Below are 12,125 nucleotides of genomic sequence, written 5' to 3'. Positions count from 1 at the left end.
TGTGGGGGTCCAGGTGGGGCTCGAGTTGAGGCCTTGATGGGGGTTGATATTCGTTTGACCTGGTTGTTTGGGGTGCGCGAGCATGGGGACTCCGCTTCATCCGCAACCGCGCACCACTGCGAGTCGGCGCGGTCGCTACCCTGCCTGTATTCCCAATCGGGCCGAACTAGGAGCCAGTAGCCGTGATCACGAGGATGTCGACGTTGTTCCTGCGTACGCTGCGCGAGGATCCGGCCGACGCCGAGGTGCCGAGCCACAAGCTGCTCGTGCGGGCCGGCTACGTGCGGCGCATCGCGCCGGGCATCTACTCGTGGCTGCCGCTGGGGCTGCGCGTGCTGCGCCGGGTCGAAGAGGTCGTGCGCCAGGAGATGGACGCCATCGGCGCGCAGGAGATCCACTTCCCCGCGCTGCTGCCCAAGGAGCCCTACGAGGCGACCAACCGCTGGACCGAGTACGGGCCGAACCTGTTCCGGCTCAAGGACCGCAAGAACGCCGACTACCTGCTCGGGCCCACGCACGAGGAGCTGTTCACCCTCACCGTCAAGGGCGAGTACAGCTCCTACAAGGACTACCCGGTCATGCTGTACCAGATCCAGACCAAGTACCGGGACGAGGAGCGGCCCCGCGCGGGCATCCTGCGCGGGCGCGAGTTCGTCATGAAGGACTCCTACTCCTTCGACATCGACGACGAGGGCCTGTCGACGTCCTACCAGCGGCACCGCGACGCCTACATCAAGCTCTTCGACCGGGTCGGTCTGCGCTACGTGATCGTGGCGGCCACCTCCGGTGCGATGGGCGGTTCGGCTTCGGAGGAGTTCCTGGCCGAGAGCCCCACCGGTGAGGACACCTTCGTCCGCAGCACCGAATCCGGATTCGCCGCCAACGTCGAGGCCGTGGTCACCCCCGCGCCGCCCGCGGAGTCCATCGAGGACAAGCCCGCCGCCGAGGTGCACCACACCCCGAGCACGCCGACAATCGAGTCGCTGGTCGACTTCCTCAACACCAACACCGACCGCAAGTTCACCGCCGCGGACACCCTGAAGAACGTGCTGGTCAAGACCCGCCAGCCGGGTTCGGCGGAGTGGCAGCTGCTGGCGATCGGCGTGCCCGGCGACCGCGAGGTCGACATGAAGCGCCTCGAAGCCTCCCTGGAGCCGGCCGAGGTCGCGCTGCTCGAGGAGCCCGACTTCACCGCCAACCCGTTCCTGGTGAAGGGCTACATCGGCCCGAAGGCGCTGCAGGAGAACGGCGTTCGCTACGTCGTCGACCCGCGCGTGGTCACCGGCACCGCCTGGGTCACCGGCGCGGACAAGACCGATCACCACGTGCTGGACCTGGTGTGCGGCCGGGACTTCACGCCGGACGGCACGATCGAGGCCGCCGAGGTCCGGGAGGGCGACCCGTCGCCCGACGGCAAGGGAACCCTGGTGGCCGCGCGCGGCATCGAGATCGGGCACATCTTCCAGCTCGGCCGCAAGTACGCCGACGCGTTCTCGCTGGACGCGCTCGGTCAGGACGGCAAGCCCAAGCGGATCACCATGGGCTCCTACGGAGTCGGCGTGTCCCGCCTGGTCGCGGCCATCGCCGAGCAGAGCCACGACGACATGGGGCTGGCGTGGCCGCGCGAGGTCGCCCCGGCCGACGTGCACGTGGTCATCGCGGGCAAGGACGAGACCGTCCGGTCCCGCGCCGAGGAGATGGCGGCCGAACTCGACGCGGCCGGCGTGCAGGTGATCCTCGACGACCGCACGGTCTCGCCGGGCGTGAAGTTCGCCGACGCCGAGCTGGTCGGCATCCCCTCGATCCTGGTGGTCGGCAAGGGCCTGGCCAACGGTGTCGTGGAGGTCCGCGACCGGCTCACCGGCGAGCGCACCGAGGTCGCCGCCGACGACGCGGTGGCGCACCTGATCGACGTCGTGCGTGGCTGAATCTCGACAGCGCACGCCCTGACCAGGGCGATCGCACTAGCCTCCGGTGGTGATCAACTGATCACCACCGGAGGCTTTGTCATGCGGTCCCTCTCACGTTTCCTCCTGCCCGCGCTGGCGGCGCTGACCCTGGTCGCGCCCGTCGCGGCCGACGCCGCACCGGCCGCCGACGTCGCACCTTTGGCCCAGGCCCACGCGCACAACGACTACCTGCACGAACGTCCGCTGCTGGACGCGCTGGACCACGGGTTCACCAGCGTCGAGGCCGACATCTACCCGCTGGGCGACTCGCTGCTGATCGGCCACGACCCCTTCCAGCTCAACCCCGACCGGACCATCGAATCGCTGTACCTGGACCCGCTGGTGGAGCGGCTCAACGCCGGAGGCGGCAGCATCTACCCCGGCCACGACACCGACTTCCAGCTGCTGGTCGACTTCAGACCTTCGGCGAGGACGGCTACAAGCGGCTCGACGAGATCATGCGCGACTCCAAGTACGCGGGCCTGTTCACCCACTACGAGAACGGCACCGTCACCGAAGGGCCGGTGACGGTGGTGATCTCCGGTGAGAAGCCGACCGAGTTCATCGAGGGCCAGACCGACCGCTACGCGTTCCTCGACGGCGGCACCGGCGGCTCGATCGGCGCCGATCCCACGCTCGTCCCGCTGGTCTCCGACGACTGGACGCAGGTGTTCACCTGGAACGGCTCCGGCGACATGCCCGCCGAGGAGCGCGACGAGCTGGAGCGGATCGTCAACGACGCGCACGCCGCCGGTCAGCGCGTCCGCTTCTGGGCCACGCCGGACAGCGCGGGCTCCGAGCGCGACGCGGTGTGGAACGTGCTCGAGGAGGTCGGCGTCGACCACATCAACACCGACGACCTCGCCGGGCTCCAGGACTTCCTGAGCGCGTGACCGCTGCGGCTGGGCTTCCGCCTCACCCTTGCAGGAAGCTCAGCCGCACCTTCCGCACCGGGTTGTCGACGTTGGTGTCCACCAGGCACACCGACTGCCAGGTGCCCAGCGCCATCTGCCCGCCCAGCACCGGGATCGTCGCGTAGGGCGGCACGAACGCGGGCATCACGTGGTCGCGGCCGTGACCGGGCGAGCCGTGGCGGTGCCGCCAGCGGTCGTCGCCGGGCAGCAGGTCCCGCAGGGCGGTGAGCAGGTCGTCGTCGCTGCCCGCGCCGGTCTCGATGATCGCCAGTCCGGCGGTCGCGTGCGGCACCCACACGTTGAGCAAACCGTCGTCGGCACCGGCCGAGCTGAGGAACCTCCGGCACTCGTCGCGCAGATCGCGGACCACTTCGCGGCCACCGGTGCGGATCTCGATCTCTTCGCTGTGCATGCCCCAACCGTAGGCAGAGATCACCGCCGAGGCCTGATCGGTGCGAGGATGGTGGTCATGCGGAAGGCTTTCGACGCGAGTTTCGACGTCCCCGACGGCTATCTCAACACCGCCAGCATCGGCATCCCGCCGACCGAGGCCGTCCGGAAGGTCTCCGAGGCGGTGGAGCGCTGGGGCCGCGGCTCCGACCGGCCCGGCGACTTCGACGAGCACGTGGCCACCGCACGCGGCACCTTCGGCCGCCTCATCGGCGTCCCGGCCGATCGGGTCGCCATCGGGGCCAGCGCTTCTCAGGTGATCGGCCTGGTCGCGGCCAGCCTGCCCGACGACGCGCGGGTGCTGGCGGCCACCGACGACTTCACCAGCGTGCTGTTCCCGTTCGCCGCTCAGGCCGACCGCGGCGTCACCGTCACCGAGGTCGAGCTGGACGAAATCGGCGAGCGCGCACCGGAATTCGACCTCGTCGCGGTCAGCGCGGTGCAGTCCAAGGACGGCCGCATCGTCGACTTCGAGGGGCTCCAGCTGGCCAAGCAGGAGCACGGAACGCGCGTGCTGCTCGACGTCACGCAGGCCGCGGGCTGGATGCCGCTGCGGCTGGACTGGGCGGACTGGGTGGCCGGTGCCGGGTACAAGTGGCTGATGGCCCCGCGCGGATCCGCCTGGCTGGCGGTCCACCCCGACGCGCCGCGACCCGTTCCGCACGGCGCCAACTGGTACGCCGCCGAGGACCCGTGGGAGGCCACCTACGGCCTGCCGCTGCGGCTGTCCGGTGAGGCGCGCGGGCTGGACATCTCGCCGGTGTGGCTCGCGCAGGTCGGTGCTGCGGCGTCGATGGAGTGGCTGGCCGGTCTGGACCTGGCCGGAGTCGCCGAGCACTGCAGCGGCCTGGCCGACGGGTTCCGGGCGGAGCTCGGGATGCCGGCCGCCGGGTCGGCGATCGTGTCGGTGGCCGGCCAGGACGCCGTGGCCAAGCTCACGGCGGCCGGTGTCGCCTGCGCCAGCCGCGGGGGCCAGGCCAGGGTGTCGTTCCACCTCTACAACACCGCCGAGGACGTCGAAAGAGCGGTCCGCGCACTGCTCTGATCAGCGCAACCGGGTATCGGGTTGTCCGTCCCGTAATCCACAACCGCTACCGTAGGCACTCGTGTCAGACCGACAGGGTGTGCCTGAAGACGTGACGGGAGCGCACGGCCACACGCAGCGTGATACCGCGCCGTTGAGGCGGGACAACGCCTACATCAGGCAGGACCGCCAGGTGGCCGCACCGACCCCGGAGCACGCCACCAGGCCGGTGATCACGCATTCGCCGACGCCGCAGCAAGCGCCTCAACAGGCGCCGCCGCAGCCGTACCCGGGCACCAGCAGACAGCCCTCGCCGCCGCCCCCGCCGCCGAGGCAGCAGCGGCCGCAGGGCGTCACGCCGATGGGCTGGGCGCTGCGCGGACTCGTGCTGCTGCTGATCGCGGTCGTGTCCGGGCTGATCTGGAGCGCCATCAAGCCCGATGACGAGGTCGCCGCGCCGCCACCGCTGAAGCTGCGCTACGACTTCACCCTGGTCCGCAAGGAGGAGGCGTTCCAGGGCTGCAAGGGCGTCTCGACCGACTCCATCCAGAACTTCTTCAGCAAGCAGGAGTGCGACCACCTCACCCGCGCGCTCTACACCACGACCCTGCCCGACGGCCGCCGCGTCCTCACCTCGGTGATCACCGTGCTGATGCCGACGCCGCAGCTCGCCACCCAGCTCAACGAGCTGACCACCAAGGACGGCACCGGCAACATCCGGGACCTGGTGGACGACGAGCGCGACGGCACCAGCGACATGCCCGACCTCGACGACGCGGCCTACGCCTCGGGGCGGCAGGACCGGCTGGTCGTGATCGGCGACTCGGCGTTCTACAGCAAGTCCTCGAAGAAGGACCCGGCGCTCAGCGACGTCACCAACGAGGCCCTCAAGCTCGGCTGGCCGCAGGACCAGGCGCCGAAGTGACCAGGGGTCGGCACCGCGGCTGAGGCCGGGCGCTCACGCCCGCTGGCCGGGGAAGTTCTCCGCGGCGGGCTGGCGGCCCAGCGTCAGCCGCCAGCGGGTCGCCCTGGTGGCCGAGGTGGTCAGGCCGTCCAGCGCGGTGCGGCGCATCCCGGCGTCCTCGGTGCTGTCGAGCACGGAGCGCCAGCCGACCTGGCAGTCGCTCTCGGTGGTGATCAGCAGATCGATCGCCTTAGACTGGTCGGCCACGTCGCCGCCGACGTCGTAGGCGGGCTGAGCCGGGGTCGGCGTGAGGCCCGCCTGCCGCATCGCCTGCTCGGCGGTGTCGCGCAGCCGGGTGTGCGCGTCGACGGCCTCCTCGATCGCGCTGCGCACCCGAGCCTCGCCGACGAAGGCGTTGGCCAGCCCGTACACCCACAGCGCCGCGTGCTCGGCGCCCAGCGCGTCGCCGAGGGCCTTGGCGGCCTGCTCCGAGATCTCGCTCAACCCAGCACCTCCTGCAGGCACGCACAGCTCGCGGACACCGACGCCACCATTCCCGCGCGGTAGCCGGACAGCCCGGGAACGAGCTTCGCCGCCTGCTCCTGGCCCTCGCGCACGGCGGCGCGCAGCGCGTCGGCCGCGGCATCGGAGGAGGACGGCGCCTTCTTCGGGGCCGGATCGGGCACCGACGGCGGGTCCTCGGGGTCGCGCGGCGCGACCCGGTCGATCTCCCGCTGCAACGCGCTGGCGTGCGCGGTTCGCGCCGCGGCGAGCTCGCGCGCCGTCTCGGCCATCCCGGAGTGCCTGCGGGCGATCGCGTTCGCCAGCGCGGCATCGGCCTTCGCGGCGGTCGCCAGCGGCAGCAGCTGATCGGGCTCGTCGGAGCCGGTGCCGCACGCGGCCAGCACGGCCGCGGCGGGCGCGGCGGCGAACAACCGCAGAACACGTCGGCGCTCGATCACCGGCAGGGATGCGCGGGGGAGTTCCACGACGACCTATCCTGCCAGGCGCCGCGATCATCGCGCGCACCCTGGGGGCACCGCCGGAGCGGTGGGACCGGTGATCCGTTCAGGGCCGCGCGCAATCCGCCGATCGTTGGGGTCCCGCGTCGCGCTCGGGTGCGGCCGGACGCGATACCCTGGGCGACCGCGGCCGGAGCAGACCGGACGCGGGCGGTTCGTGCCCGCGATTCGGGCCCGGACCGCGATGCATGGGTCTTCTGAGACCACGAACCGAAACCTAGGAGTGCCAACGTGTCCAGCCCGCCGCGTGGTGAGATCACCGCGCAGCTGGAGCCCGTCGTCGCCGAGGCCGTCGCCGAAGAGGGCTTCGACCTCGAAGAGCTCGACGTGCAGCAGGCCGGTCGTCGCCGGCTGGTCAAGGTCGTCATCGACTCCGATGACGGTGTCGGCCTCGACGACATCACCGAGGTGAGCCGCTCGGTCGCCAAGGTCCTGGACGCGCACGAGCACGTGCTGGCCGGCTCCTACACGCTGGAGGTCACCTCGCCCGGCGTGGACCGGCCGCTGACCAGGCAGCGACACTGGAGGCGCGCCCGCAACCGGCTGGTGAAGATCCGGCTGACCAGCGGCGAGCAGCTGGTGGCGCGGGTCGGCAGCGCGGATGATGAGAGCGTGCAGGTGCTGGTGGGCGCTGAGATCCGCCAGGTGGCCTACCGTGATGTGGAGCGCGCGGTGGTCGAGGTGGAGTTCCAGCAGCCACCGGCGGAAGACCTGGTCAAGCTGGAGCGGGCTGCGAGCGGCGTTTCCCAGCAGGGGGACGACCGGGAAGACACGGAGGAGTCGAGGTGAACGTCGACATCGCGGCGCTGCGGGCGATCGAACGCGACAAGGACATCCCGTTCGAGACGGTCCTTGAAGCGATCGAATCTGCACTGCTCACCGCATACCGTCACACCGAGGGGCACCAGCCGCACGCGCGGGTGGAGGTCGACCGCAAGACCGGCATCGTGCGGGTCATCGCGCACTCCCTCAACGCCGACGGCAGCGTTTCCGAGGAGTGGGACGACACCCCGGAGGGGTTCGGGCGGATCGCGGCGACGACCGCGCGGCAGGTCATCCTGCAGCGGCTGCGCGACGCGGAGCACGAGCGGACCTTCGGCGAGTTCGCCGCCAAGGAAGGCGAGATCATCGGTGGCGTGATCCAGCGCGACGCGCGGGCCAACTCGCGCGGCATGGTGATCGTGCAGATCGGTGACAGCGAGGGCGTCATCCCCGGCGCCGAGCAGGTCCCGGGGGAGAACTACGAGCACGGCACCCGGATCAAGTGCTACGTCTACGGCGTGGCGCGCAGCGCCCGGGGCCCGCAGATCTCGCTGTCGCGCACCCACCCGAACCTGGTCCGCCGGCTGTTCGCGCTGGAGGTCCCGGAGATCGCCGACGGCACCGTGGAGATCCCGGCGGTGGCCCGCGAGGCCGGGCACCGGTCGAAGATCGCGGTGCGGTCCACGGTCAGCGGCGTCAACGCCAAGGGCGCCTGCATCGGCCCGATGGGCGCGCGGGTCCGCAACGTGATGAGCGAGCTGGGCGGCGAGAAGATCGACATCATCGATCACTCGGACGACCCGGCGACCTTCGTCGGCAACGCGCTGTCGCCGGCCAAGGTGGTCTCGGTCGAGGTGGTCGACGAGCGCACCAAGACCGCGCGGGTGATCGTGCCGGACTTCCAGCTGTCGCTGGCGATCGGCAAGGAAGGCCAGAACGCGCGGCTGGCGGCCCGGCTGACCGGCTGGCGGATCGACATCCGCAGCGATGCCGACCCGTCGTCGCCGACCACCACGAGCGGCCAGGCACCCGTCCAGCCGACCGGTCCGGACCCGGCGGTTGAGGGACTGCCCACCGTGGGTTCGGCTGAGTGACGCCCTCGGGTTAGAATCGTTAACGAGGCTCGACGCGAGGGGAGCGATCAATCCACACGAGTGCACCCGGGAATGGCCAGCGCCATGTGCCGGTTCGTACGTGCGTGGGTTGTCGTGCTCGGACGTCGGCCGTTGAGCTGCTACGTGTGGTGGCTGAGGTCGGTGGTTCGGGGCCCGTCGCGGTTCCCGATCCACGGCATCGGCGACCGGGTCGGGGAGCCTGGCTGCACCCTGACCCGGCTTGCCTTCGTCTGGCCGAACGGCGTCGGGCTTTTCCGCGGGCACTTCGAGTGCCGGGATCTCTCGACACCGCAGCCGTGCAACACCACTTGAGTACCGGGCAACCGCCCGCGGTGGCTCAGGACATGACCGACGCGGGATCCGTCCCGCGCCAGGCAACCGAAGGAAAGCAGGTCGACCCGTCATGAATCAGCCGTGAAGCTGAAGCCATGAACGCGCATCGGCGATAGGACGAGGTCGAGCGGGACTGCCGCCCGGCCTCACCCAGATGAGGAGAGCAGTGGCAGGCAAGGCCCGCGTACATGAGCTCGCTAAAGAGCTCGGTGTTACCAGCAAGGAAGTACTGAACAAGCTCGCCGAGCAGGGCGAGTACGTCAAGTCTGCGTCCTCCACCGTGGAAGCCCCGGTGGCTCGCAGGCTCCGTGACGCATATGTCAAGTCGTCGAAGAAGAGCGGCGACAACGGCAAGCCCGCTCAGAGCGACAAGGCTGTCAGTACCGGAGGGGCGGCCGGATCGTCGGCGCCCAAGCCCGGACCCAAGCCCGGCCCGCGCGCCGAGGCTCCCAAGCCCGGCCCGAAGCCGGGTCCGAAACCGACCCCCAAGCCCGAACCGAAGGCCGAAGAGCCGGCCCCGGCCGCTCAGGCGGAGCCGAAGGCCGAGGCCCCCAAGGTCGAAGAGCCCAAGTTCGAGCAGCCCAAGGCCGAGTCCCAGGGCGACAAGCCCAAGGGCGACGCCAAGCCCGGCCCGAAGCCGGGTCCCAAGCCCGCGCCCAAGGCTCCGAGTGGCGACGGCGATGCCGCGCGCCCGAAGGCGCCCAAGCCGGGTCCGAAGCCCCCGCGCGTCGGCAACAACCCGTTCGGCGTCGGTCAGGGTGCTCCTCAGCAGCGCCCGGGTCGCCCCGGCCCGGGTCCGCGTCAGGACCGCGGTGGCCAGCAGGGCCCCGGTCGCGGTCGTGACGACCAGCGCCGTGGCGGCGGCCAGGGTGCCGGAACCGCTCCCGCCGGTGGCGGCAACAACGCCCCGCGCGGCGAAGGCGGCGGTGGTGGCGGCGGTTCGCGCCCGAACCCGGGCATGATGCCTCCGCGCCCGAACCCCGGCATGATGCCTCCGCGTCCGGCCCGCGGTGGGCCCGGCGGTGGTTCCGGCGGCGGTCGTGGCCGTGGCGGCCCCGGCGGTGGCGGCGGCGGCGGCGGTCGTCCCGGCGGCGGTGGCGGCGGCGGTGGCGGTCGTCCCGGCGGCGGTGGCGGCGGCTTCCGTCCCGGTGGCGGTGGCGGCGCTCCGGGTGGAGCTCCGGCCGGCGGTGGCTTCCGCGGTCGTCCCGGCGGCGGTGGCCGTCCGGGCGGTCCCGGTGGTCGTGGCGGCACGGCTGGTGCCTTCGGTCGCCCCGGCGGTCCCGCGAAGCGCGGTCGCAAGTCGAAGCGGCAGAAGCGCCAGGAGTACATGGAGAACATGCAGGCGCCGTCAGTCGGCGGCGTCCGCCTCCCGCGCGGTAACGGCGAGACCCTTCGCCTGCGCCGCGGTGCTTCGCTGACCGACTTCGCCGAGAAGATCAACGCCAACCCGGCTTCGCTGGTGCAGGCGATGTTCCACCTCGGTGAGATGGTCACCGCGACCCAGTCCGTCTCCGACGAGATCCTCGAGCTCCTCGGCCAGGAGATGAACTACAAGGTCGAGATGGTCTCTCCGGAGGACGAGGACCGGGAGCTGCTGCAGTCGTTCGACATCAGCTACGGCGACCCGGGCTCCTCCGAGGAGGAGCTGGCCGCCCGTCCGCCGGTCGTGACCGTCATGGGTCACGTCGACCACGGTAAGACGCGGCTGCTGGACACCATCCGGAAGGCGAACGTGCAGGCCGGCGAGGCCGGCGGCATCACGCAGCACATCGGTGCCTACCAGGTCGTCACCGAGCTGGAGGGCAACGAGCGGCCCGTCACCTTCATCGACACCCCTGGTCACGAGGCGTTCACCGCCATGCGTGCCCGCGGTGCGAAGTCGACGGACATCGCCGTGCTGGTGATCGCCGCGGACGACGGCGTCATGCCGCAGACGGTCGAGGCGATCAACCACGCCCAGGCCGCCGGTGTGCCGATCGTGGTCGCGGTCAACAAGATCGACGTCGAGGGTGCGAACCCGGACAAGATCCGCCAGCAGCTCACCGAGTACAACCTGGTGGCCGAGGAGTACGGCGGCGAGACGATGTTCGTCGAGATCTCCGCCAAGCAGGGCACCAACATCGACGGTCTGCTGGAAGCGATCCTGCTGACCGCCGACGCCTCGCTCGACCTCCGGGCCAACCCGAACATGTCGGCGCAGGGTGTCGCGATCGAGGCGCACCTGGACCGCGGTCGCGGTCCGGTGGCCACCGTGCTGGTGCAGCGAGGCGCGCTGCGCGTCGGTGACTCGGTCGTCGCCGGTGACGCGTACGGCCGCGTTCGCCGCATGATCAACGAGAACGACGAGGACGTCACCGTGGCGCTGCCGTCGCGGCCGGTCCAGGTCATCGGCTTCACGTCGGTGCCCGGTGCCGGTGACTCCTTCCTGGTGGTCGACGAGGACCGGGTCGCCCGGCAGATCGCCGACCGCCGCGGGGCCCGCATCCGCGAGGCGCAGAACGCCGCCAAGCGCAAGCGGGTCAGCCTCGAGGACCTGGACAAGGTGCTCAAGGAGACCAACCAGCTGAACCTGATCATCAAGGGTGACAACTCGGGTACCGTCGAGGCGCTCGAAGAGTCCCTGATGAAGATCGAGGTCGGCGAAGAGGTCGAGCTGCGGGTCATCCACCGCGGCGTCGGTGGCATCAACGAGTCCGACATCAACCTCGCCACCGCGGAGAACACCATCGTCCTGGGCTTCAACGTCCGGGCCGAGGGCAAGGCGGCCGAGGTCGCCAACCGCGAGGGCGTCGAGATCCGGTACTACTCGGTGATCTACCGCGCCATCGAGGACATCGAGCAGGCCCTCAAGGGCATGCTCAAGCCCGAGTACGAGGAAGTCGAGCTCGGTCGCGCCGAGATCCGCGAGGTCTTCAAGTCCTCGAAGGTCGGCACGATCGCCGGTTGCATGGTCACCGACGGCATCGTCAAGCGGAACGCGAAGGCGCGTCTGCTGCGGGACAACGTGGTGGTCGCCGAGAACCTCAGCATCAACTCGCTGAAGCGGTTCAAGGAAGACGCCACCGAGGTCCGCGACGGTTTCGAGTGCGGTCTGACCCTGGGGTCCTACAACGACCTCAAGGTGGGCGACATCATCGAGCCGTACGAGATGCGCGAGAAGCCTCGCGACTGACACCGCACCTGCGCAGGGGGTCCGCCACGGACCCCCTGCGCGGGCTCGGGGGAAGATCCCGCCCATGTACGTCGGTGCGCTCGAACTGGACGTGCTCTTCGGTGACGTCCACTCGTTGAAGCAGAAGCGGGCCGTGGTCCGGCCGGTCCTGGCCGAACTCCGCCGCCGCTTCGAGGTCGCCGTCTCCGAAGCCGGCGATCAAGACCTCCACCGCCGCGCTCTGCTCGGAGTCGCGGCGGTCTCCGGCGACGCTTCGCACGTCCGCGAAGTCCTGGAGGCGTGCGAGCGGTTGGTCGCCGCACGCCCAGAGCTGGAGCTCCTCTCCGCCCGGCATCGCATGCTGGGGCCGGAGGATTAGGTTTATCGGTGGTGCCTTTGCCCAGCGGTGCGGGTCGGGGAACCTGAGCGGCTCCGTGGATTCCTTCGCGCCACGACGTGCGTCCAACGCACGGTGTCGCGGCGTGCTCGCCACGAAGTGCT

Annotated in this window: 13 protein-coding genes; 10 read left to right on the top strand and 3 right to left on the bottom strand. The window is 70.6% G+C overall.

Annotated elements, in window-relative coordinates; genetic code table 11:
- Positions 1-182: 182 nt before the first annotated feature.
- The 3 genes from E1202_RS19035 to E1202_RS32845 all read left to right on the top strand — a co-directional run bounded on the left by E1202_RS19035 (position 183) and on the right by E1202_RS32845 (position 2,842).
- A complete protein-coding gene (locus E1202_RS19035) occupies positions 183-1,928 on the top strand; it encodes a proline--tRNA ligase (RefSeq protein WP_132684488.1) in 1,746 nt (581 codons plus the stop codon).
- Positions 1,929-2,009: 81 nt separating this feature from the next.
- Positions 2,010-2,477, top strand: coding sequence for a PI-PLC domain-containing protein (locus E1202_RS32850; protein WP_328591001.1), 468 nt, complete (start codon positions 2,010-2,012; stop codon positions 2,475-2,477).
- On the top strand, positions 2,408-2,842 hold the full coding sequence (locus E1202_RS32845; protein WP_328591000.1) for a PI-PLC domain-containing protein: 435 nt from the start codon (positions 2,408-2,410) through the stop codon (positions 2,840-2,842). Before E1202_RS32850 ends, E1202_RS32845 begins: the two co-directional genes overlap by 70 nt.
- A gap of 22 nt (positions 2,843-2,864) precedes the next feature.
- Here E1202_RS32845 and E1202_RS19025 read toward each other — a convergent pair whose 3' ends face one another.
- Entirely contained in the window at positions 2,865-3,275 is a 411-nt protein-coding gene (locus tag E1202_RS19025) for a YjbQ family protein (protein ID WP_132684487.1), read from the bottom strand.
- Between the two features lie 57 nt (positions 3,276-3,332).
- On the opposite strand from E1202_RS19025, the gene E1202_RS19020 reads away from it, so the two are divergent.
- Both E1202_RS19020 and E1202_RS19015 read left to right on the top strand, forming a co-directional pair.
- Positions 3,333-4,358 (top strand): aminotransferase class V-fold PLP-dependent enzyme, encoded by a 1,026-nt coding sequence (locus E1202_RS19020; protein ID WP_132684486.1) that lies wholly within the window; start codon positions 3,333-3,335, stop codon positions 4,356-4,358.
- A gap of 133 nt (positions 4,359-4,491) precedes the next feature.
- Positions 4,492-5,262, top strand: a complete 771-nt coding sequence (locus E1202_RS19015) for a hypothetical protein (RefSeq protein ID WP_235878644.1) — start codon at positions 4,492-4,494, stop codon at positions 5,260-5,262.
- Between the two features lie 33 nt (positions 5,263-5,295).
- Here the strand turns inward: E1202_RS19015 and E1202_RS19010 are convergent, their stop codons facing one another.
- Positions 5,296-5,745 carry a ferritin-like domain-containing protein gene (locus E1202_RS19010; protein WP_132684485.1) on the bottom strand — a complete coding sequence of 150 codons (450 nt, stop codon included), beginning with the start codon at positions 5,743-5,745 and terminating at the stop codon, positions 5,296-5,298.
- Positions 5,742-6,230, bottom strand: coding sequence for a hypothetical protein (locus tag E1202_RS19005; protein WP_132684484.1), 489 nt, complete (start codon positions 6,228-6,230; stop codon positions 5,742-5,744). The genes E1202_RS19010 and E1202_RS19005 overlap by 4 nt, the downstream gene beginning before the upstream one ends.
- A 264-nt stretch (positions 6,231-6,494) precedes the next feature.
- Between E1202_RS19005 and rimP the strand changes: the two genes are divergently transcribed.
- The 5 genes from rimP to E1202_RS18980 all read left to right on the top strand — a co-directional run bounded on the left by rimP (position 6,495) and on the right by E1202_RS18980 (position 12,003).
- A complete protein-coding gene (gene rimP, locus E1202_RS19000) occupies positions 6,495-7,052 on the top strand; it encodes a ribosome maturation factor RimP (RefSeq protein WP_132684483.1) in 558 nt (185 codons plus the stop codon).
- Positions 7,049-8,119 carry a transcription termination factor NusA gene (nusA, locus tag E1202_RS18995; RefSeq protein WP_132674741.1) on the top strand — a complete coding sequence of 357 codons (1,071 nt, stop codon included), beginning with the start codon at positions 7,049-7,051 and terminating at the stop codon, positions 8,117-8,119. The genes rimP and nusA overlap by 4 nt, the downstream gene beginning before the upstream one ends.
- Before the next feature lie 86 nt (positions 8,120-8,205).
- Entirely contained in the window at positions 8,206-8,547 is a 342-nt protein-coding gene (locus tag E1202_RS18990; protein WP_328590999.1) for a YlxR family protein, read from the top strand.
- Between the two features lie 92 nt (positions 8,548-8,639).
- Positions 8,640-11,645, top strand: a complete 3,006-nt coding sequence (gene infB / locus E1202_RS18985) for a translation initiation factor IF-2 (protein ID WP_132684482.1) — start codon at positions 8,640-8,642, stop codon at positions 11,643-11,645.
- A gap of 64 nt (positions 11,646-11,709) precedes the next feature.
- Positions 11,710-12,003, top strand: a complete 294-nt coding sequence (locus tag E1202_RS18980) for a DUF503 domain-containing protein (RefSeq protein ID WP_132684481.1) — start codon at positions 11,710-11,712, stop codon at positions 12,001-12,003.
- Positions 12,004-12,125 lie beyond the last annotated feature (122 nt).

It is taken from the genome of Saccharopolyspora karakumensis, assembly GCF_004349225.1.
GTDB lineage: Bacteria > Actinomycetota > Actinomycetes > Mycobacteriales > Pseudonocardiaceae > Saccharopolyspora > Saccharopolyspora endophytica.
The sequence above is the reverse complement of the archived record's forward strand: the minus strand, read 5'-3'. Positions and strand labels throughout refer to the sequence as shown.

What these genes read in the sequence shown, in the direction of transcription:
- E1202_RS32850 (WP_328591001.1), top strand. Translation starts at nt 2,010, where the DNA reads ATGCGGTCCCTCTCACGTTTCCTCCTGCCCGCGCTGGCGGCGCTGACC.
- E1202_RS32845 (WP_328591000.1), top strand. Translation starts at nt 2,408, where the DNA reads ATGCGCGACTCCAAGTACGCGGGCCTGTTCACCCACTACGAGAACGGC.
- E1202_RS19025 (WP_132684487.1), bottom strand. Translation starts at nt 3,275, where the DNA reads ATGCACAGCGAAGAGATCGAGATCCGCACCGGTGGCCGCGAAGTGGTC.
- E1202_RS19020 (WP_132684486.1), top strand. Translation starts at nt 3,333, where the DNA reads ATGCGGAAGGCTTTCGACGCGAGTTTCGACGTCCCCGACGGCTATCTC.
- E1202_RS18980 (WP_132684481.1), top strand. Translation starts at nt 11,710, where the DNA reads ATGTACGTCGGTGCGCTCGAACTGGACGTGCTCTTCGGTGACGTCCAC.